This is a genomic window from Pseudomonas pohangensis, assembly GCF_900105995.1.
In the GTDB taxonomy this organism is placed as follows: Bacteria; Pseudomonadota; Gammaproteobacteria; order Pseudomonadales; family Pseudomonadaceae; genus Aquipseudomonas; species Aquipseudomonas pohangensis.
Genome location: NZ_LT629785.1, coordinates 60,924 through 83,479, shown reverse-complemented (window position 1 = coordinate 83,479; position 22,556 = coordinate 60,924). Strand labels below are relative to the sequence as shown.

Here is a 22,556-nt window from a genome sequence, read left to right as displayed (position 1 = left end):
GTTTATCCGCCAATGGTGGTTGCAGACTTCTGCAGCACATCGCCATCCTGGTTAAGCACGACCACAACAGCAGCCGTACCCAAGTGCTCATCATCGGCAATCGCCAAATTAGCTTTGCCATTCTCAAGTGCTTTAGTGCTGGCCGCTATGCTGCTATTTGCCAACGCTGGTTTGGTGCGAATATCTACCGTCAAACCCGAATCGGCTGGCTCAACTTGAACCACACAGCGCAACCCCTTCCAAATGACAGATTTGATTGTCACGGTTACCGCAGATGATGGCGCGCCACTGGCCTTGAGGGTGATTACAGGAACCAGGCACTCCTGAAGGCTCAATCCTCCATGCGCATACTCATTTCCAGCAATAAAGCTCGTAATTCCTGGCGCGTAGGCTATCTGAACATCTTTACACCAGTCCCAGCCGAAGGTCAGCGGCGTACCGTGGGCTGAATCCCTCAAAACAGCACAACGACCCCAGCGGGTTTGAGCTTGGTGCATCGGTAGCTCACTTTTCGGCAGTCCTCCAGGTAACAGCAACCAACCGTGGTCGGTAACAATCTGGAAGTAGCGCCAGCCGGCATCCTTTAATTCAGTGATGCGCTCTATGACCTGGGCTAGCTGGATATCAAGGTCTCTGGCCAGGCGAACTCCATGCTGATGTCCATAGTGATCAAGATCACCTGCCTCGGTCCAAGCAATACCGTCAGCATCGCCAATCTCATGTTTCCCGAGAGGCTGTACCCCGTTATCGCTCAGCAGCTTACGGAAATTATGAGCCGAAAGTGGCTTGCCCTCTGCGGTCACGCTGGGCTCAAAATCAATCTCTGCAGGATTGCCAGAAACCAAATGAGCCACTGGAGAACACCAGGCTTTTCCAGATGCTGTAACCGAAGGCATGCTTGTCCAGCGAGCACCCAAGCTGGCCTCACCAAGACTTGTCAGCTTCTCCATCAGTTGAACTGCGACGTCATATCGCAAACCATCGACAAACACAGTACAGGTGCCGTTACTCTGAATAGGTGCTGCAGACGTAGGCTTTTTAGCCAACCCGCCAGCCGTCCTGGTAGCCTCCTGCAACCGTCTTGCCGCCTCCTCGAGCCAAGGCCAATAAACCGCGCGCAATGCAGCTGATACGGCGGCCAGATCGGAGCTGCTTTGCACAGCGGCTAAAGATCGCAAAGCAGCTGCATCTACTTTCCAACCAGATTCTTGATAACTAGCTGCCAACTGGTCTGGCATAACACCAACCGGCAATTTCGCGCTCAATACTGCAACCTGGGAAAGGTGCTCCAGTGCTAGTGCCAATGGTGCGCGCCCCATTTGGGCCCACAACCACTCCCGGCGAACCGCGTGTTCCTTATCAGCGGCAAGTATTGCCGTACGAGCATGGTCTACCGTCATGCTGCCAATGGCTGAAAGCGCATACCGAAGAGCGCTTTCCTTTCCTTCATTCACTTGCGGATAACCAGCGACAGCCGCGAGGTCATCGAATAATCCAAGCTGAGGCGGCTCTAACTTTGCTAACAAGCCAAGGATATTGGGATAACTAGAGAACGAATCCCGATACAGCTCTGCCACTGCAGCCCACCTTCCTTCGGCCTTGGCTAGATTATCCGCGGCTACAAGCTGGCCATCATTTACAGGATGAAATCCAAAATCGGACTTGCAACGCTGTATAAAAACCTCACGACGCGAAGTGTCCCATTGCGCCAGAGCGGAAGCTGGATCATTTAGCCACAGCAGCAGATCACGAACGGGGTTAGGTGCTAATAGGCTCTGTAGCCATTCAGCATTGATTCGTCGCCCCTGAAGTTCCTCCAGTGACATATCCATCAGCAGACCAGCAAGCAAAACCTGTCTTAATGCATCCTGAGTTGCCTGGTCCTGCGAAACATTCAGACCAAGGCCACCATTTTTAGAGGTCAGAAAAGCGTTTACGGTCCAATCTTTGCCATTGGCCTGCCCCCAGAGCACGCCGCGGTACTGCAACTCAGCCAGAGGCTGGAGGTCGCGCGGACAGCTCTCAATAGCACGCAAGTCGGAACGACTCACGCCAGGCAAATGGAGTACGCACGGCAGCTGGTCAACCGGATATTCCGGAATAAGCCCCGCAACCGCACACTTCAACCAAATAGCCGGCCCTTTACCCGCATCCGGCTGATACTCACCCAAACCGAGCAAACCTGGGTATATCTCACGAAGCCGATCTATTACCGGCAGCCATTGCGAATCTGCATCTGCCCAAAGAACCGCCGCCGGTTTCACCTGTACCGAAGCATTAACCTTAGCCGCGCTGATAAGGGCTTCTGCTAATGCTTGAATGATGGTGGTCGTAGTCATGTAATTCCCACCCTCAATCAAGCAACGAAGCCTGACGCATTAATGAGTAACGCACCGGCTTCTTCTGCTTGAGAATTCGCCCGGCGTCTGCGGCTTTGTTAAGCCAGGCTTTTGCTTGAGATTTTTCGAGGCCCAGCTGTGCGGAAATATCCTCCTCGGTAAAGCTCTCTTCTACAAATAGCTGGCTCAACCTTCCGAGGAAATATTCGAACATGTCCTGTGACGGATCATGAATCACTGACCCTTCCTGAGCCCCGACAGAGGACGGGATTTCCTTTTCGCTTTCTGGCTCTGGTAATTCGGCAGTAGGCTCCAGCTCTTTACATATGACTGGAGCCTCTTCAGCTTTGATCGGGGTAGCCGCGCTGTCTTCCATCGCGGCTTCATTGATGGAGCTCAGCAATGACTGCTGCACATCTCCGAGATCAGCTAACTCTTTAGAATAAAGGGGATTCCGAGCAAAAAAGTCTGTGAGGCTCTCGCTATCACTCGGTGATATCTCGAAAGGAATCGCGCCTTTCTTCGCAAGCGCAGCATTACCCGGGCCCTCGCCTGGGGTCCTGACATAAAGCGGAACCCAGTTCTGCTTCAGATTTTCTATTGCACCGGCCCAGGTACCTCCGCTGGCAAGCGCCGTATCGATTACCAACGCCTGATCCGACAGCGCATAGATATACCTATTGCGGCCCATGGCATTTCCTTTATTGAAGCTAGCCTCGGGGTAGAACGGAGACAGCAGCACTAGACGTCCACTCTGGAGCCCCGTGCGATTTTGTTTATTGAGACTCAACTTCAACAAATCGCTAGCCAACACCCCTATGGTGACGCCATCCGCCTCAGTTGCACCCTGCATCGCAGCAGAGTCAACGCCGCGAGCACCACCGGAAATAACAGCCATACCCTCTCGAACACACTTGGCTGCAATGTCACGGGTAAACTCAAGCGCTGCATGGCTGGCATCACGCGAGCCAATAATGGCCAGGCCCCCGCTATCCAGCAGACTCTTATGCCCCGCCCCATACAGGAGTGGCGGGGCTGCTTGCTTCAGGTGACGTCTCAAGCGGGTCGGATAATCCTGATCGCCTCGTGAGATCACCCACAAACCACCCCGACTCCAGCGCTCCAGAGCCAAGGCCATGGCAGTGCCGCGCTGCAGAAGAAACTCGATACGAGCTTGTTCAAGCTTGGGCTCGTGAAGATCCTTCAATTGGTCACGCCCGACGCCTGTCAACATGTCTGCAGGACGCAATCCACGGGAGTTAAGCCAGACGGCCAGCTTGCTGTATTCGCCGGGCGCAAGCGGTTGGAAAGACTCTTGCGACTCCCCGCCAAAACGCCCACATAACAAAAGAACAACTTCAGTATCCGCACTCAATGCCTGGTGGCTCATATGATTCTCTTTACTTCGTGGCCGTAGTCGCCAGCGCAAATGGGAAAACTGCGGCTGTACCCGCCTGCCGCAGTAAGGCCGTCGCCAAGGTTAAAGTCCAGGCTGAATCGACTACATCATCAATCAACAAGACAGGTGCACTAAGGTCCTCAGCGCTCTGAATGGCAAATGCGCCGTCCAGGTTGTGGCACTGATGGAAGCGATTTTCCATGAACTTTTGAGGTTCAGTTTCAATGACTTTCTCAATGACTGGTCGAAAAGGAATGCCCAATGCCTCAGCCAATCGAGCTGCAAAGTCTGCTACTAACCTAGGATTACGCTTGGAGGGAATGCAGGTAACCCAGCGGGCAGCTGATGCTTCCGGCCAGCGTTGCTGGATAAGCTCTACAGAGGCATCAACAAGTTCCTGATCGAAATACCCCATCGACTTGCCATCGGCAACCAGTTCGCCCCAAACCGGCTCAGCCCAACGGGACAGTATCCGCCCCTCCTCGCCGCGCAAGTGCTGGGGAATATTCGACCCCTGCCAACCAAACCTTGCTTGATACTGCCGTAAGGCACCGATGTCCCACTGCTTTTTCAATTCCAAGCGCGTTTCGCTATGCTTGACGTATTGCTGTGCACGTATCAATAAAGTCCGATCAATCTCCACGGGCAGTACCGGACGCCCCAAGCATACTGCACACCGACCGCAGGGCCGCGCCTCCGGGTCATCCAACGCTTCGGCTAGAAACTGCATCAAGCAGCTTTCGTTTGCGAGGTAGCGCTGCATCTGCGCCCACTCCTCCTCACGCTGATGGGTGAGATGAGCAATACGCCGATGATCGAGTTGATAGGGGTTTGAAGTACGGTACCAAGTACTATCGATTTTCAGCACCGGTGACAGGGGTTCAACCACCAACAACTTCAACACTTTCTCAATTTGCGACTGCCGAAGGTTAATCGCCTGTTCAAGAGCACGGACCTTCAAACCAGCATCGGCGTCTTCCAATGCACCCAGAATGCTTTGCACCTGCGACTCCGGGGGGAACGCTGAGTCACGAAAATATTCGTTAATGTCATCTTCCTCTTCCCCGGACAGCAGCACACCATAGGCGACAGGTATAGCCCGTCCCGCTCGGCCTACCTGCTGGTAATAGGCCACTACGTTGCCCGGGGTTTGGTAGTGAATGACAAAGTACAAATCCGGCTTGTCGTAGCCCATGCCCAGGGCGCTGGTGGCCACGAGGCACTTGATCTGATTACTCAGCAGTGCCTGTTCAAGGGCTTGCCGCTCCTCATCCGAGATCCCGGCATGGTAGGAGTGAGCATCTATTCGATTCATGCGCAGCCAGTGCGCCACCCGGTCGGCATCACGTGTGGTTAACGTATAGATGATGCCGCTACCTTCCAGATGCGGAATCTGGCCGGCCAACCAGGCCAGTCGCTCGGCAGGCCCTGGCAGGCGCATGCTCTGAAGGGCGAGACTTGCTCGTATCAGCGGCCCTCGCTGAACAGCCACGAGGCCACCCAGTTGTGCAGAAACATCCTTCTCAACGCGGAGATTGGCAGTTGCCGTAGTGGCTAGCACCGCAATGTTTTCTGGTAAACGCGTCAGAATCTGTCCAATGCGACGATAGTCCGGACGGAAATCATGACCCCAGTCAGAAATGCAGTGCGCTTCGTCAATTACCAATAAGCCAATACGTGAGGCGATGGGTTGCAGTGTGCCACCGACAAACTCGTCGTTAGCCAAGCGTTCTGGAGAAATCAGCAGCAGGTCAACGCGATTAGCCAACAGTTCATTGCGCACCCTATCCCAGTCATCCCTGTTGGTCGAGTTGACCGTCAGCGCCCGCAAACCCAGGCGCTCGGCCGCCTCAATCTGGTTTCGCATCAAGGCCAGCAGCGGCGAAATGATCAGTGTGACGCCACCCCCGCCGGCGCGCAGGAGTTTGGATGCAACGAAATACACCATGCTCTTGCCCCAGCCAGTGCGCTGGACGCAAAGCACCTTGCCGTGTCGATTCACAATATGGTCAATGGCTTCCCACTGGCCGTCACGGAAATCAATGCTGGTGTTGCCCATCGCCTGCTGCAAATACGCCCTTGCCTGATCTCGAGAAGCCATCAGAGAACACCTCGACCAGTTTCAGACTTGAGCAATGCAGCCAACTGAGGGGCACTTTTCAGCTTTTCAAAATAGGCACAGCCTTGGTTATTCGGCTTCCAATAGGGGCACGCCAGAAAATAGGCATCCAATAATCCCGTAGGGTTAGTCTTGCGCCGCAAAACCATGTGCTCTCCATGCTCTGGGCAAGTTACAAGTTCTACACCCTTTCGTTGGCTACCCAGATCACTCTGTAAATCCTTTAGGCGGGTATCAATAATCCCTTGGGTAAAAGGGTCAGAAAGGATGATTCCAAACTCATCCGAGGTCAGCGAAAATTCAGGAGCCGAGACGTCCGTCATCAAAGCAAAGTCTTCCGACCGCAGAGGTTCCGTCCACGTGCAGGCTTTATGATCCCCAACGGATATATACCAGCCGGTGCAGCCCCAAAAGAAATCATGGGGGTCGGGAACCTTGAGGTCTCGCCGCCACTGTAATTTCATTGACCGCTTACACTTGGGGCAGTTTTTGCCCAGTGTGTCGACAAAGGCGTTGTACTGCAGCTTGTGGGTCGTCTCCCGATCAATCAAAACTTTCTCGATGTTGTCCTCGTTGGCGAGGATCGTCTCAGCAACCTTTACCTCTTTAGCCTGAGCAGACTCAACCAGCAGGTGGTCACGCTCTTCACGCAGGCCATTCCAGCGACGACGATCCTCGTCATTCAGGCTGCCCCGACTCATATTCTTGTTGCGCAGATGGAGGATTTCGTCATTTACCTCTCGCAATCGCTCCTTGCGTGTGACTACTTCCTTTTCCATGGCCGAACCCACAGAACCACCGCGTTGCCGAAACGAATCAAGGCCGTCACGTATCGCGCCTATCACTTCAACAGTCGTTTCAATCACAGCACCAATAATGGTGCTCAATCCATTAGCCAGCCAACTTAGAACCCCCATGCTGCCTCCGACGAAATTTCCCGACCTTGTTGGTCTAGCCTAAAGGCCAGCATGCGATCTGCATGTTGCTTATACGAAGCCATGATTGCGGTCTGGTTGATCGTTCGATCAAAGATCAAACCACCCATAATCGCTGCCGGTACTGTCAGAACGCCACCGTCCAATGCGTAAACAGCAGCACCCACAAAATTTGTAGCCACGATCCGCTGTCCACGCCGGGCAATAGCCAACTTGAACTCATCAAGTGACTGCTGCCCCAGCGAGATCTTGTAGCCTTCCCAACTGGCAATCGCTACCAGAGGCAGCAAAGGGCTGAAATAGTCGAGAAACTGCTCGAGTACCGACTCATCCAACTGATCGACCGCCCCGGCTACCTGCTCGCGCAAATCCGCCTCGGCTATACCGCTGTCCAGAACCAAACCGCTACTACCCACTTCCTCGGTAGCCAGGATTTGTATGTCGGGATAGCGCGACAACGCTTGCTGAATGTATCCAATGCTGTCGGTGGCCTTGAGTTGTAAAAATTCGGCCGCGATACCGTCACTATCTACAATGCGAAGATCCCACCCTGGCTGGGTCATCGATTGAGCCAGTTCCGCGTGATAACCATCAGGAAGCACCACAGGCCCAACCTGTTCGCCCGCATTCAATCGATCAACAACCAGGTACTCGAAATATTTGCCTTTAGCGGTATTGATCGCACCCTGCAGCGCATCGGCGTCCAGGCCGAACAGTCTGTCTTGCGTCAACGAAGGGTTGGTCGCGGTTATGGCTTCCAGCAAACGTGGGTTTATGACGCTGCTATCAGAGTCCAGAAAGATCTCCGCAGTAGAGGCCGTCAAAGCGATGTCAAAGAGCGACTCCCTGTTCGTTTTTATGTAGCGCGTAAAGGCCCGATAAAACGCTTCACCATCCGGCTCGGAATCGGTACCGGAGTACCTGATGCTCAGCTCATGCAGTCGGCTCATAAGTACCCCAGAGACGCTTTCAATCTATTGGCCCCGCAGCCGGGCAACGTCCGCCTTGAGCCGTTGGAGATCGGCCACCCAGCCAGATGCACAAATGCCCTCGGGTTCCAGGCCAAGCCCCTCTTCAATGCGCGTAATGCGCAGCTCCAAGCGGCGGACGAAAATATCCATACCGCCCAACACCTCTTCCAGCATCAACAGATGCTGTTCCATCTGCGAGCGCAACTCACTTTGCGTAACGCTTTCAAACATAGGGACTTCCTCGCTGTCAGGAATTTGAATGCCTGGCCTGGCGTTTTTCGGCCAGGGTCAAGTGATGGTCGTTAATACGTTCACCCTCAAACACCGGGTACCACGGGGCGGTTGTCACGTCCTTGCCGCGGTCTTTGTCCCACTTGATGTTTAGCTTGGGTTTCTTGTTGTGGCGCAGCACCTCGGCGGTCATGAAGGGGCGGATGTTCAGGCGCACGCCGTCGTTGAGGTCGGGGTTCCAGCCGATGGGTTGTTCGGCTAGTGGTTTCCAACGCACGAAGATGTCGTAAGGGGCTTCGCCCTGGAGAATACGTTCCAGGCGGCGCTTGAGATCCTGGGCTGCGGACAGGCGAGGTTGCGCGCCATCGACGCCATCACGCACACCGGCCTCCTGCTGGCGAATCCAGTCACCCAGATAGGTATGGATAAGGCGCTCCAGGTTCTTGTCGTCAAGCTGGTGGTAGTTCACCAGCGCAGCAAAGCCGTCTTTCAGGCCGTCCCACACATGCCAGATGAAGGGGCGATGCTGGAAACGCTTGGCGTGCTGCTCAAAGAACTTTTCTCGCAGCCAAACGTCGAGTCCCTTGCCAGCGCAATCGGCATCGGCCAGCAATTTGTCGAGAACAGCGGGCTTCCAGCTACCGGACTGCACCGTTTCCCAGGCGGCAATCAGCAGCTTGAGCAGACGGTCGTGTGCGGCAGGCTCGCCCCGCACCGAAGGCAGACAAACGATGCCGTCATCATCAGTGTGCTCAGACAGCTTGTCGCAGCGGGCAATCCAGGTACGGGCCTCGTCTGCCAATTCCATCGCTGTATCTGTTTCAGCCGGCCAGCGGTAGCCTGCTAGGCGGGCAACTGCTACTTGCAGCGTGTCGGTGGCGGGCTGCGGGTGGCCGTGAAACAGCCATTGGGTCGGGTCGTCGGAGTACGGCTTAGGAAGGCCGTTGGGGTAGCGTTCAGCGGCGACTTGTTGCCAGTGCGCGAGGTCGAAGGGAACTTTTACGAGCGCCCCATTGGCAACAATTACTGATTGTTCAATTTGGCGGACCGACTCATTGAACTCCGGTGCTGAACAAAATGCCCAAACCGCGTCGAGTTGCTCACGCTTCTTCGGCACAAGAACAGCTAGAGATTTATCATATCTCTGACCAGAGAAAAATGAAGCCTTCAGGTCACGCATGAGCGATACGGCTACCCCTGCATTGCCCCACGCCTGCTGCCCACTTTGGTCTTGGTTGTGAATGCGATCCCTTTGCAGAGAGTCCATGCCTCGTACGCGCATCTCTTCAAAATCCCATGCAACCAAATGCGACAAGCCTTCGTAATCGCCAGCAGCCGTAGGTGAGCATTGGAGGCGGCTCCATCCCTGAGGTAAAGCCTCTCCAAGTTCCCAGAAGACCCGTCCGAATCTCTCAAAATCACCTGTACCAAGCCCGAGAAAGGAACTTGCGTATCCCGAAAGCAGCTCTTCGCCGGTAACATCCGAAAGAGCAATCCGAGCATCCGGGTTTCCCAACTGCCCCTTCTGGCTGACCGTTACCACTTCCCCTTCGCGCAGCAGCACCGCCTTTTCCTGCGCCGCCTTGGGTGCGCTGGCATCTATGCCACACAGCTGAAAATCCTCGGGCGCCAGGGCGTGAGTCTGGGTGAGCAGGATAATGAACGCTCCCGCTGCCTGAGGGCTGTCGAAGCCGCCTTCGCCAAGCCGCGCCAGCAGATTCCACTGCACGCGCTTGAGCAGCGATTCGCGCTGCTTTTTGTAGCTACCGAGGAACAGCCAGTTCTGCGGCATGACGATTTGCACCACGCCTGTGCCTTGGTCGTGACTGAGTTCCAGGCAGCGCTCCAGAAAGACGTTAGCCAAGTCGTTCTTGGCCTCCGGATAGTGCGTTTCACAGTAGGTCTTGAGCGTGTCGTGCTGTTTGCCACGCGCCAGGTAAGGCACATTAGTGATAACCAGGTGATAGCGGCCATCCAGCAACCGCGCCGCTTCGAGCAAGCCACGTGCCGTTAGCGCTAAATCCCAGGCGTCGTCGTTCAACTCGTTTCCCGCGCCCCACAGCGTGGCCGGTGTCTCTGTAGACAGTGCCCGTTCTAACAGCGCTTTCAGCGTGTCAAAGCTGGAGGTCGCCAAGTCGTTCTTCAGACTTTTGGCGGGGTCGAGCAAGCTACCGAGCAGCGGTGCCTGGGCAAAAGTGCTGTGCAACAGGCGCAACTCCTGGCGCAGATAATCGGCATTGGCCACGCTATCAGGCACCAGGGTTTCCCAGTCTTTAGCGCTGGCCGCCACCTTCAGGCCGCAACAGGCAATATTTGGTGAAGGCATCTCAGCGCGCACGCCCAGCGGGTCGCCGCTCTCGCTTGGGAAGCGCCACGCTGCTAAAGCCAGCGCAAAGACAGCGATTTCCACACAGCGTGCGTCCAGCTCCAGCCCGTGCAGGTTATCGGTGAGCACGGCGTCCACGGCGTCCATTGCGCTCAGCCCTTCGTCGGCCATGCGCATCGGCACCAGCAGCAGGAAGGCTGCCACCAGGAAGTGCCCGGAACCGCAGCAGGGATCGAGCAACTTGAAGTCCTGCAGGCTGTCGGGCCAGCCTTCGAACTTGCCGGCGGCGGGCGTGCCGTCGTCCAGTGTGCGCAGGTAGGTCAGCGGCACGGGGCAGGTCTGGCCGGGGTGGCGCGTCACCCACCACGCGCCTAGCGAGTTATGCAGCAGGAAGTCCACCATGTAAGGCTCGGTGAAGAGCTGGGTGACCGCGGGCAACTCGTCGGCACCAATCTTTACTTCGGAAGCATTGACCTCGTCTTTACGCTTGGCCTGCCAGAACTGGTAAACCCAACCCAGGCTGTCGCTGGCCTGGAACACTTCAGGCGGTAGTGCCGCCAGCAGGCGTTCCAGCTCGCGCTGATGCTCGGGGGCGAAGGACAGTTCAAACACCGGGTGATTGGGTTTGAATACCTGCGGCAACATGCGCGCAGCCAATTTACCTGCAAGCTCCCAATGACTCTTGGCACCCAGCGCCATGTCCGGGTGGTTGTCTACCATATCGCGGCAATCGTCCAGCGACACCGGCGCGCCGGGCTCCCACATCAGCAAACCGTTCTCGGCCAGAAAGCGGGCAAACAACATGCGGTGCCAATGCTCGTAGGAGACTTCCCACAATAAATGCTGAACGCCCTGGGTATCGTCCTTGGCTTTCGTGTCCCCCAGCGCACGGCCGTGGGCACGCAAGCGGCGGCGCAGGGCTTTGAGCTCGTCGGTCAGGTAATCCGGAGCCTTGCCTTCCGCCACAGCCAGCTGGGCCAGCGCAGCGCGAGCACCCTTCTCTGCCACTTCGCGGGCGGCTTTGACCGTATTTTCCAGTTGGGTGCGCTGGGCTTTGCCTAATGGCTGGTTACTCATAGCGCCACCGGACCTTGTTTGAGTTTTTCGGTCAGGAGCTGCTCGACTTCAGTCAGCCAGGCTTGTAGCTCGGCTGCATCATTGAGCGTTCGGCGTGGGATGTTCACTCGCACCACATTGGGTTTGAGTAGTTCTACCGCCGCATGTCTGGCGGCATCAAAGCGGCTTGGCAACGCCTGGGCTTTGGAAACCCAATGGTCGAGGTCGCAATCATCCAGGGCATCCTGGATTTCATCCAGGGTTGCCGTTGCGACCGGTGCTTGAGGAGTCAGGCTATGGGCTGAAACCAGGGTGGCTCGCTGCGCCTCGCTGAGTTTTTTCCAGTCAGCATCTGCCTCCAGCTGCGCCTGCTGGGTAGCGTGTGTTTGTTGATAGGCATTGACCTTGGCATTGAGCGAGGTACGTAACAGATCAACTACCTTATCGAGCAGCGGTCGAACCGGATCCGGTTCGGCAAGCAGACTGCGCTGGGCTTCAATGGAATCTGCTTCGGCCTTAAGGCCGGCATAAGGGCCAAGATTTTTAGCATGCCTGAGCAAAGCTGCCAGCTTGAGCCATGCCGACTGACGTTTGGTAATGGCCTCGGCTGTTGTGACCCAAGTACTGGATAGCGCGGCCAACTCATCCGCGCGGTTGAACAACTCAAGCAATTGCCCATTACCCGATTGCCCTTCAATGGCATTCAGCACCTCCGGGTTTGGGGCTGCAGGTGCCGGGGCACTGCCGCCAGCTTTTGCAGCCTGCTCGCGGAGCCTGGCAACCAGCACAGGCACTTTCAGGAGTTCTTCTTTAGGCTGACAAGGAACGCCTATGGTGGTGAATAGCTGGCGGATCTTGATCAGCTGCGGCGGCGTAATGGTTATGGATTCGCGCTGGAACTGGGTCTGGGTGAGCTTGGCGCGATCCAGAGTTTTTACATCCACTGGTTTGTTCGCCGCGTCGCTTGCTTTCAGATGGCCCGCTGCCAGCAGTGCCAGCAAGGCCCCGTCAATGGCATCACGTGGCCAGCCAAAAGGCGGTGCCTCGAAGTTATCGCGGATTTCCGAACCTTTCTTCCAGGAGCCGATAAAGGTCAGCAATTTTTGGCAAACGGGGTGTTTGTCTGTCTCTTGGGTATGACCAACGGCCTTCATGGCTTCAAGGTTGCCCTTGCGGGCTTCTTCCAGCACTTTGCTCCACTGCGCGTGGTCAGCAATATCGAACTGGCTGTAGAGTCGAATCGCCGAAGATTTAGCCGCACGGTTGATCCGTTCAGCCAAGTCGTTGCCATCAAGCGCCTCCTGCCCACCGGCCTGGAAAACCCGCACACCGGCAATCAGTTTATCGAGCAGAGCTACCAGCTCTTTCTCGGCGGTGCGTTGCCGGCTTTCCATAGAGCGCTGGGCGTCACGCCCTTCCTCCGTGGATGGGCTGCCTTTGTTTTGCAAGGTGGTACGTGCAGCCTCCAGGGACACGATGGCATTGTTCAGTTCGCTTTTATGCTGGGCCGGCAAAAAGGCAAACAGCGTCGGGTTATCGGCACTTTTTGCCTTAGCCTCGGCAATGACGGACTTTTCCTCGGTTTGCCAACCATCTTGAATCCATAGATATAGATTCTTGTCATGATCCTTTGGCAAGGTGTCGTCGTAGCATGGCGTGAGCCGGCGCTCAACGTTGTCCTTGCCCTGGACCACGCGAACTTTTCTCATCACTTCGGCCAAACGGCTTTTCAGCAGATCCGCACGCTTTTGCTCAACAATCTGAGGAGCAGATTTAAGCTGGGCTTCCTGTGCGCGAAACTCGTCGTACCAGGTGCTGGATTCACGGGTTTGCAGGCGGTACTCAGTGCCGCTACTTCCTGCCAGTGCCATGACCAGGCGGTCTTTGCTCTGCAATTCATCCAGCAGGGCCGGGAGGCGTTTGCGCAACTCGCTGGAGCCAGCGGAAAGATCGGTGACCAGCAGATCGGCCAGCGCATCTTCGGTAGCCTTAAGGCCAATATCCAACGCAGCATCGGCAGGCATCTTGTTGATCAGGAAGATCAGCTTAAGCACGCTGGCTTTAAGTTTGGCGTCACTATCGCCTGCCGCAAAACGCTGGACGTTTTCAAAAACCTCTTTGGGTAGCTGCGCCGTTGACACCAGGCTGGCGGCAATCTGGTCGTAAAGAAAATCGCCTGAAACCACATGCCCGACGGGATCGTTAGCGGTTGCCAGTACGGCTTCATGCACTACGCGTAACTGGCTTCGCAGCTGGGACACGGTGCCCGTGGTATCAATGGTCCGTAGCACGCGCTCCCAGAAACGCCGGCGCACAGGCAGCAATGGGTAGTCAGAGGTCATGACCGCCTCGTCATCGGTCACGTGTTCGAGTTTAGTGCCGCGCAGGTGCCGGGAGATCTCTCCAAGATTATCGCGCCAGATGCTTTCCAGCTCAGGCTGCGCAGAAGGCTTCTTCGCCAAAATGATCTGTCGGGTGACGTTTTCTACATCCCAGTCGCCGAGCATTACTTGCACCGGAAAACGGCCCAGCAACCGTTGCAGGTTGGGCATGCTGGAGAGCGCTGATTGGCCGGTAGCGACAAACAACACCTTGCCATTGAAGTGGTTGGACAAGGTCTCCGTCACTTCCTGAACCTGAAAGGCTTTTTCGGCGTCTGAGCCGATATATTGCTGCACCTCATCGAGCACGATCAGCGTCAGCGGGAACTCACCCCCATTAGACAGGGCTGACTCAATAGCGTGTTCCATCTGCTCGCTGCTGATGTCCGTGACTTGCGGAAATTGCTCTTTGAGCAGCTTGCGAACGTCTTGCTCGGTATGCGCGAGTTCGGGCCTCGCCTTAAGGAGCGCTTTGGCCAGATGGCTGGAGACGTACATATGCGGAAGTTCTTGAGCCAAGCTGCGGCCGGCGGTTTTTAGCTCGGTTTCAATGGCAGGTAGCAGCCCTTCGTTCTTTAACCACAGGACAAACTGTGCCTGGTTATATTGCTCGGGCAGATCCTTGGACTTGAAGATGATACCCAATAGCGCCAACCGCACTTTGTCGCCTGCGCCTGCACCGAGCTTGCCTGCAGCGGCATGCAACCCGCCATGGCGCTTGCCTTGGGTAGAGAGCTCCTGCAAATGCTCAACGACACTGGTAGGCAGCTTGGCAATGCTGCGCGCAGAGGCACCATCGGCAAAGGTGTGGTCGGTCCAGAGGGTGCGCAGCATTTTGGCCAGGTGGGATTTACCGCTGCCATAGAAGCCAGATATCCACACACCCGGCTGCACGTTTTTTGAGTCCAGGTTGAGTAGAAACTTGTCGAAAATGGTTTCCAGGCCTTTTTCATACTGGCCATCGCAAACAAAGGATTCCAGCTCGTAGCGCAGAATCGATTGTGCCGCTTCGGAGTGATCTTCCGAGACTTCAGCAACACCATTGTTGGCCAGGCGATTGTCCTGGGGCGCCTTGTTGTAGATTTCACGATTTAACATGGCAATCCTTATTCTCGATTTTTCTAATTAATCATTTGCCAGAAGCGGAACGGCGAGGTAATTCCAGCCGTCGCGGGCGTCCAATAAGCGGTAGGTATGATTTTCAGGGTGGTGCTCACCGGGAAAGAACACCAGCAAGCGACCGGGAATATCATCCTTGAGACCTTCAACCACGGCGGAAACCCGTGCCAAGCCAAACAAAGCGCCGACGCCAAGCAAGGCTACAACGGTGTTGTCATTGGCCTGGGTTGAAATTTCCTGCTTGAGTCTTTCAATGAGTGCAGCCGTGAACTCAACAAGCTCACCGGACTGGTAACCGGCCAAGTCTTCAGGGCTTTCAAAGTAGGCTTCGCGGTATTCCTGAGCAGCCATCCACTCGGGAAAGGCATTGGTCAAGTCGATCAAATACCAGTGCTTACCCGCCTGCTGCGTAACCAGGGCAAATTCCTCAATATTGGCTCGCAGGCGTAATTCATCGGCCTTGTCATAGACGGCAAAAATCACGCGCTGGATGGCCGCCAAACCGGCTTGCCAGGGCACTGTGAGGTGCTGCCGGTAGCCGGAAACCAACTTGGTGACTTTAGAGGTCATGCCCTAGCTCCTGGCGAGTTTGTTCTTCGTCCGGGGTGAGATAGTCAGGAAAACGTACTTCCTTCACGCCACCAGCATTCATGAAGACGATTTCACCGCGATGCGCCGCCGCATTAGCTAGCCGCTCAAGTTCCTCTAGCGGTAAAGCCAAAAGCTGCATCCAGCTTGAATGAAACAGCGCTTGGCCAGATCGTCCCTCGAGGTAACCTAGAAACAGGCACATAGCTACGTTCTCGGGACGCACATCCGGAGCTATGCGTGTTTTGCGGTTTCGGCCAGAGAAGTAACCCGCCGAGGTCCAGGTACCGGCAATGTTCTGTGCAAATGACTTCAACGACGCCGGGCTGAAACGGTCCGGGTTCTGACCGGCCAACAACTCTTCTACCGCTTCACGGGGTTGATGCATGCCCAGTGACTGATCAAGAACAAATTTCTGCGTTGCTCGTAGCAGGGGGTCACGTGCCATGGCCACAGCAAGAGCCAGCAGAGGCTGGGCCGCAGTATCTTGGCGCCACAACCGCCTGAGTGCGCGAAATAGCGGGTTGCTCTGATTAAGCCCATACAGCGCGGTCAAATGCCTATAGGAAAGCTCGCGTGCCTTTTTAGTGGGCTTTCCCAGCATATTTTCCTCGATAACAGCCTGAGCATATGCCCCCTGCTCTGCCTCTATCGGAACATGCTCCAGGAGCTGTTTGAGATCGTCGATCATCATCGTCCGAGCAGCGTGAGGACCATTAATGCCAAAGCGAAAGCCCAGCGAGGTAAGAGCCTCTTCAGAGCGGGTCACTAGCTAGCCTCCAAGCGCAACCAAGAAAACAGGCACAAGCGAGCCACAAGTTCCGATTCATTTTTAATAATTCCTTAATTGTCATCTTGCACCTGCTGCGAATCCTCACTGGCGCCACCCGCTTTAACCCAGGTATCCACCTCGCCTTTTTGGAATTTCCACAAACGCCCAACTTTGTGAGCAGGCATTTGCCGCTTGGCAATCCAGGTATAAATAGTGTCTTTGCTGACACCGAGGTGTTCGGTAATTTCGTCAACACTGAGCCAGCGATCGGTCATGAGTATTTCCAGCGTAAATTTGTCTTGGATCTTAGCTGTTTTAGTATGGTTTGATAGGGTTTGATGGGTTTTTCCTGATGAAGCTGACCTGTATCAGCACCATTGATATATAACCTTATCGCTGCCGAGGATAAAGTCGGCACTTATCGTATTGACAGAACAAGGACGCCCTGGAAATGGCTCAGGCACCTCAGCCAAAATGTTTAGTTATTGACCTTGAGGTGTTGCCTGAAGAGCCCAATCGAGCGGCCAAGATTTTCATGATCGGTGCTCTGCGGCCTGACACAGGCGAAGAGCTAGAGTTAAAAGTCAAAAATCAGCTAAGCGAAGCGCTAGAGCGCTTGGATGAAATGGCCGAGGGCGCCAGTTTTCTGCTCGGGCACAACCTGATTGCACATGATTTGCCTTTGCTGCGTGAAGCTGCGCCACACCTGAAGCTGCTCAGCTTGCCCGTTATAGATACCTTGCGACTGTCACCTTTGGCATTTCCCCAGAACCCGTACCATCGGCTTATAAAAGACTACAAGCTGATCCGGGACAGCCTGAACTCCCCTCTTTCTGACTGCAAATCGACACTCACCCTGTTTCAAGATCAGCATCATGCTTTTGCAAACCTGGCTGAAAATCACCCTGAAGAGCTGACCTGCTACCAGGCGCTAGCAACCAGCCAGGTTGGTGCAGGGCTTGGTAATTTCTTTCTGGCCATGAGTGGTAAGCCACCCGTGGACCGAGAGAGGCTCAGGGAAATACTCCCTACCCTGGTTAAGGAAACTGACCCCTCGCTTGTACGCGATTTGAAAGTTTGCCGTACACGCCTGAGCACACTAGTCCAAACAGACCTGGATGTTGCAGACATGCATTGGCCAATTGCTTATGCACTGGCGTGGTTAAGAGTTTCCGGTGGCAACTCCGTGCTGGCACCTTGGGTTCGCTACCAGTTTCCAGCCGTAAACCAGCTGATTAAAGAGCTGCGAGATATCCCGTGTGGCGACACGGACTGCCAATACTGCAAAAGCGTTCACGACCCTCGACTGGAACTAAAGCATTACTTCAATTTCGATGACTTCCGCTACGAAGCCGATGGCAACAGCGCCCAATTCAATATTGTGCTGGCAGGTATGCAGGGAAAGTCAGTGCTTGCCGTGCTGGCCACTGGAGGCGGGAAGTCAATCTGCTACCAGTTACCGGCTCTGAATCGTTATCACCGCAACGGAAGCCTCACAGTCATTATCTCGCCTCTGCAATCCCTGATGAAGGATCAAGTGGATGGGATGATCGCAAGTAACGTCCATTGTGCGGCTGCTTTGAACGGCCTGTTGACCATGCCCGAACGCGCCGAAGTGCTGGAGAAAATCCAGATGGGTGATATCGGAATTCTGCTGGTGTCTCCTGAACAGTTCCGCAACAAAGCCTTTCGCAACGCGATCAAGAACCGGCAAATAGGCTCATGGATTTTCGATGAGGCGCACTGCCTATCCAAGTGGGGTAATGATTTTCGACCGGACTATCTCTACGCAGCACGCTTCATCCGGGAATTCAGTGGTGCCGGTCCGATAGCCCCAATCGGCTGCTTTACCGCTACAGCAAAGCTGGATGTTCTCGAAGATATCCAGCAGCATTTCAATCAGGTACTGGGCATACGTTTCATTACCTTCATTGGCTCACCCGAGCGCAACAATCTCCACTTTGAGGTACTGCCCACCGAAACGAACGAAAAATGGCAGCGCACCCATCTGCTGCTTGAGAACGCGTTAAATCATCAAGACGGTGGCGCTGTTGTTTTCGTGTCCAGCCGCAAGAACGCTGAAGAACTTGCAGAGTTTCTAATCAAGCAAGGCTGGGCCTGCCGCTTCTTTCATGCAGGGCTCCAGCCGCATGAAAAGAAAGACATCCAGGATGACTTCAAGGCCGGCCAACTGCGCGTGATTGTGGCTACCAATGCCTTTGGCATGGGCGTGGACAAGCCGGACGTGAGGCTGGTGGTGCATGCCAACATTCCCGGATCGCTTGAGAATTATCTGCAAGAGGCAGGCCGAGCTGGTCGTGATCAGCATCAAGCAAAATGTGTCTTGCTGTATGACCCGCAAGACATCGAAACGCAGTTTGGCTTGACTGAGAAATCCAAGCTCAGCCTGCAGGATCTGCAGCAAATTCTGCGAAAAATCCGGTTTGAGGCTACCCGGCGCAAAGATGGCGATCTGGTAATCACGGCAGGCGAGATTCTTCAGGATGAGTCGGTAAACACCACGTTTGAAGCGGATGATCGTGACGCAGAAACTAAAGTGGTTACCGCTATTGCCTGGCTTGAGCGTGGCGAGTACCTCAGCCGGGAAGAAAACCATACCAAGGTCTTTCCTGCTCGTCTTTGCCTTAAGCAAGAAGATGCCGATGCAAAACTAAGGAAGGCAAATCTACCGGAGCGGCGGCTGGAAGAGTTTCGCGCAATCTTGCACTTTCTCTACAGTGCCGAAGCCGATGAGCGCATCAATACTGATGAGCTCATGCGGCTCACGGGGCAAAATCAGGAGGAGATCAGCAGCACACTCAAGCAACTTGAACAGCTTGGCTTGCTGGAAAACGACTCACAACTGACGATCTACCTTCGCCATGCCATCAGCGGTTCTACTACAGAGCGACTGGCACGCTCGCTCCAGCTTGAGGACGAGCTGTTTAGTGAACTGCGCCTGCGGTCGCCCGACGCGGATCAGGGCGGATGGCAAGACGTTAACTTGAGGCTCATTAGTGCTGAGCTTAGAGACAAGACCGGCCAGCAAGACTTACTTCCGTTCCATCTGAGTCGCCTGTTACGCAGTCTTGCTCAAGACCGTGATGGGGATAGCGCTCAACGTAGCTGTTTTGAACTGCGCCATATCCAAGGCGATAACTACAAGCTACGTATTCGCGATAATTACACCTGGCCTCAAGTACAGAGTCAGGGCGCTAGCCGACGCGCGGTTGCTGCGGTGGTGGTGCCATATTTAATCGCCAAGCTTCCAAACAGTGCCAAAGGAAAAGATCTGCTGGTAGAAACAACCTTTGGCGGTTTGGTGAAACTGATTGAATCTGATCTGGAGCTGCGAACCAGAATCAAGCCAGAGCAAAGAAAGAAAGCCATAGAGCACGTGCTGCTCTATTTGCATCAGCAAGAAATCGTCACCCTCAACCACGGCATGACGGTGATGCGGCGTGCCATGGCCATCGAAGTAAACCCTGATAAATCAGGTCAGCGCTTCACCAAAGAAGACTTTTCTAAACTGGATGAGCACTACCGGGAAAAGAGAATCCAGGTTCACGTGATGCGTGAATATGCCGAAATTGCTCTTAAGGAAATGGCCGAAGCTTTACGGTTGGTGATGCATTACTTCTCAGATCACAAACAAGACTTTTTAAAGCTGTACTTCGCGGGTAAAGAAGACGTACTAAAACTGGCAACCAGCGAAGCTTCTTGGCGATCCATCATTGATGAACTCAATGCCCCACAAAAACTTATCGTTACTGACCCAGATGACCGAAATCGGCTGATTCTGGCTGGGCCTGGTTCGGGTAAGACACGGGTTATTGTTCACCGTATTGCTTATCTGTTGCGGGTAAAACGCATGCCCGCCAGTAGCATCATTGCTCTGACCTTCAACCGCCATGCCGCCAATGAGATTCGGCGACGCTTGATTACGCTGGTGGGCGCAGACGCATACGGACTCACGGTTTTGACCTATCACGCCATGGCGATGCGTCTGACTGGCGTGAGCTTCGCGCAGCGCGAAAAGCTTGAGGAAGGTGAGCTCGACGGATTGCTTGAAAAAGCCACCCAGCTGCTTAACGGGAATCTTCAGGCAGAAGGTGAGGATGACCTAAGGGAAAAATTGCTTAGCGGGTATCGCTATATTCTGGTCGACGAATATCAGGATATCGATAGCCGGCAATACAACCTGGTGTCCGCACTAGCTAAGCGCCACAGTGAAAATGATGACGATTTGTGCATTTTGGCGGTGGGCGATGATGACCAGAATATCTATCAATGGCGCGGTGGCAGCAATCAATACATCGAGCGGTACCGCGAAGAGTACGGCGCTGATGCCAGTTACCTGGTGGAGAACTTCAGGTCCACGGAGCTGATCATTGCCGCAGCAAATCTACTGATTGGGAATAACCGTGCGCGACTCAAAGCTGAGCACCCGATCAGAATTAACAAAGCTCGCACGAAAAACGATCCTGGCGGGCGATGGCAGGCCATCGATGAATTCCGAAAGGGCCGAGTGCTTTGCTTGCAGATAGCCAGCAATAACAATGAGTCGGGGAATATTCAGGCACAAGCTGTGCTGGCCGAAGTACTTCGTTTAAAGAAATTGGACAATGCACTGGAGTGGCGTGACTTCGCGATTCTCTCTCGAGAGCATCGATACCTGCTGCCAATCCAGGCATGGTGTGAACAAAATGCGGTGCCTTACTTTCTCGCCGCGGATAAAGGAAACGCACTTCCGATTACCCGACAACGCGCCTACATCCAGGTTATTGATCATTTACGCAGACATAACAGCCTTACTCTGGATGCTGGCAACGCCCTTAAGAGCCTTGAATCGTTAGCATTAGATGCTGAGTGGCATGAGTTTTTTCAGACTGCTTTCGAGCAGCTCATTGGAGAGTTCGGCGAGTGTCAACTTTCAAGTAGCTCGATCATTGATTGGCTGTATGACTACGCCAGGGAAATACGTCAGCAGGTACGCGAAGGCATTTATCTCGGCACGGTTCATTCCGCTAAAGGTCTTGAGTTCCCTCATGTCACTTTACTGGATGGAGGTTGGCGAAGAGATCAACAAGAGGCAGAGCGCCGCCTTTACTACGTTGGCATGACGCGCGCTGAGGAAACACTGACTCTTTGCGAGTTTGAGCAAAATGTCTTTACCCAGTCGCTGTCCAGCTTCATCCAGCGCCAGAGCTCTTCAGGCGAATACGATCCATCACTCGATATCCAATATCTGACCCTTTCCATGAAAGACATAGATATCGGCTACCCCGGTCGCCAGCCTGCAACAGCAGGAATTCATGAGGCTATCAGACAGTTGCGTCCTGGCGATCCGCTGGAGCTAGTCCCTGAGGGTGAGCTTTATATGCTCAAAGATGGGCAAGGCAGAATTGTCGGTCGAACCGCAAAATCGTTCTGCCTGAGTGTTCAACCAGAAGTGATTGAGGTGGCAGCTATCATTACACGGTTTTCAGAAGATAGTGACGAGTCGTTTCGAAGAACCTGTAAATGTGACTGCTGGGAAGTAGTGATACCTAGAATTCAAGGTCTCAAAGCTTTATCAGAATAAAGCTAACGCCAATTCAAATGATGGGGGCCGGAGGGCTACTCAGTCTGATAGCGTGAACCCTTGTGGCGCAATTCTCGATATCCGTTTGTGATATGGGCAGATGTAGACAGTCCCTAAGGACTCACCTGCAACGCTCAGAACATATCCGTCAACATTTCCGGGGGTGGCATCTGTTGAAAATGAGCCAAGTCGTTTGGACTCAACCGGCCGGCCACGATGGCGCAGTCTAGACAGATAATAATTACTCGCCCGAACAGATATCGTCGGTATTGGATTCGAAACAGCTAAACCGAATGCCCCGTAGCCACCAGGTATTTCGTCAGCCGTTGTTCCCTCAGAGTAGATCCAGGGCATGTTGCCGAGCATCTCCGAAACGTCGACACCCTTTCCTGAGACTAGCGCAATCGTGTCATAGAAATTTGCCTCTCCTTCAAGGTAGGAAAAAACCGAGTACGCTTCTGATGCGGAAATACAACCCTCTGATCTTGTTATAAAACTACTTACGAATCGGTGGTCAGAGTCGAGTTCGCTAATTTTAAGCAACGCTTTGCAGCCAGACACAAAACCCTTCAGTTTGTTCTGCTGTATCTTTCCATTAACTAAAGCATCCACGCGTTGGCAATCCCGTCTTACATCAGCTTCTCCGTTTGGGAAAATCATATCGTTCATTTTTTGGAACATGCCCTCCATGCTCCGCTCCTGCTTTGACTTGAACAGCCCGAAAAATGCCATAAAT

Annotated in this window: 13 protein-coding genes; 1 reads left to right on the top strand and 12 read right to left on the bottom strand. The window is 54.3% G+C overall.

Annotated features, from left to right (window positions below; translation table 11 throughout):
• Window positions 1-2 precede the first annotated feature (2 nt).
• From pglZ to mads1, 11 genes are all read right to left on the bottom strand, one after another.
• Window positions 3-2,339, bottom strand: a complete 2,337-nt coding sequence (gene pglZ / locus BLT89_RS00350) for a BREX-1 system phosphatase PglZ type B (protein WP_090198535.1) — start codon at window positions 2,337-2,339, stop codon at window positions 3-5.
• A gap of 13 nt (window positions 2,340-2,352) precedes the next feature.
• Window positions 2,353-3,729 (bottom strand): DNA-processing protein DprA, encoded by a 1,377-nt coding sequence (locus BLT89_RS00345; protein WP_090192556.1) that lies wholly within the window; start codon window positions 3,727-3,729, stop codon window positions 2,353-2,355.
• 10 nt (window positions 3,730-3,739) lie between these two features.
• A complete protein-coding gene (locus BLT89_RS00340) occupies window positions 3,740-5,839 on the bottom strand; it encodes a RecQ family ATP-dependent DNA helicase (protein ID WP_090192555.1) in 2,100 nt (699 codons plus the stop codon).
• The gene (locus BLT89_RS00335; RefSeq protein WP_157718761.1) at window positions 5,839-6,744 is read right to left on the bottom strand and encodes a hypothetical protein; all 906 of its coding nucleotides are present in this window, start codon (window positions 6,742-6,744) and stop codon (window positions 5,839-5,841) included. The genes BLT89_RS00340 and BLT89_RS00335 overlap by 1 nt, the downstream gene beginning before the upstream one ends.
• A 17-nt stretch (window positions 6,745-6,761) precedes the next feature.
• Entirely contained in the window at window positions 6,762-7,742 is a 981-nt protein-coding gene (locus BLT89_RS00330; protein WP_090192553.1) for a hypothetical protein, read from the bottom strand.
• A gap of 24 nt (window positions 7,743-7,766) precedes the next feature.
• Window positions 7,767-7,994 carry a hypothetical protein gene (locus tag BLT89_RS00325; RefSeq protein ID WP_090192552.1) on the bottom strand — a complete coding sequence of 76 codons (228 nt, stop codon included), beginning with the start codon at window positions 7,992-7,994 and terminating at the stop codon, window positions 7,767-7,769.
• Between the two features lie 16 nt (window positions 7,995-8,010).
• Window positions 8,011-11,397, bottom strand: coding sequence for an Eco57I restriction-modification methylase domain-containing protein (locus BLT89_RS00320; protein ID WP_090192551.1), 3,387 nt, complete (start codon window positions 11,395-11,397; stop codon window positions 8,011-8,013).
• The gene (gene brxC / locus BLT89_RS00315) at window positions 11,394-14,855 is read right to left on the bottom strand and encodes a BREX system P-loop protein BrxC (protein WP_090192550.1); all 3,462 of its coding nucleotides are present in this window, start codon (window positions 14,853-14,855) and stop codon (window positions 11,394-11,396) included. Before brxC ends, BLT89_RS00320 begins: the two co-directional genes overlap by 4 nt.
• A 27-nt stretch (window positions 14,856-14,882) precedes the next feature.
• Window positions 14,883-15,446: a BREX protein BrxB domain-containing protein gene (locus tag BLT89_RS00310; RefSeq protein ID WP_090192549.1), complete on the bottom strand. Its 564-nt coding sequence runs from the start codon at window positions 15,444-15,446 to the stop codon at window positions 14,883-14,885.
• Window positions 15,436-16,233 (bottom strand): hypothetical protein, encoded by a 798-nt coding sequence (locus tag BLT89_RS00305; RefSeq protein WP_197673524.1) that lies wholly within the window; start codon window positions 16,231-16,233, stop codon window positions 15,436-15,438. Before BLT89_RS00305 ends, BLT89_RS00310 begins: the two co-directional genes overlap by 11 nt.
• Window positions 16,234-16,307: 74 nt before the next feature.
• Window positions 16,308-16,511 (bottom strand): methylation-associated defense system helix-turn-helix domain-containing protein MAD1, encoded by a 204-nt coding sequence (mads1, locus tag BLT89_RS00300; protein ID WP_090192547.1) that lies wholly within the window; start codon window positions 16,509-16,511, stop codon window positions 16,308-16,310.
• A gap of 176 nt (window positions 16,512-16,687) precedes the next feature.
• Between mads1 and BLT89_RS00295 the strand changes: the two genes are divergently transcribed.
• Window positions 16,688-21,820 (top strand): RecQ family ATP-dependent DNA helicase, encoded by a 5,133-nt coding sequence (locus BLT89_RS00295; RefSeq protein WP_090192546.1) that lies wholly within the window; start codon window positions 16,688-16,690, stop codon window positions 21,818-21,820.
• A 39-nt stretch (window positions 21,821-21,859) separates the two neighbouring features.
• Here BLT89_RS00295 and BLT89_RS00290 read toward each other — a convergent pair whose 3' ends face one another.
• Complete coding sequence (locus BLT89_RS00290; RefSeq protein WP_090192545.1) at window positions 21,860-22,552, bottom strand: hypothetical protein; 693 nt, start codon at window positions 22,550-22,552, stop codon at window positions 21,860-21,862.
• Window positions 22,553-22,556 lie beyond the last annotated feature (4 nt).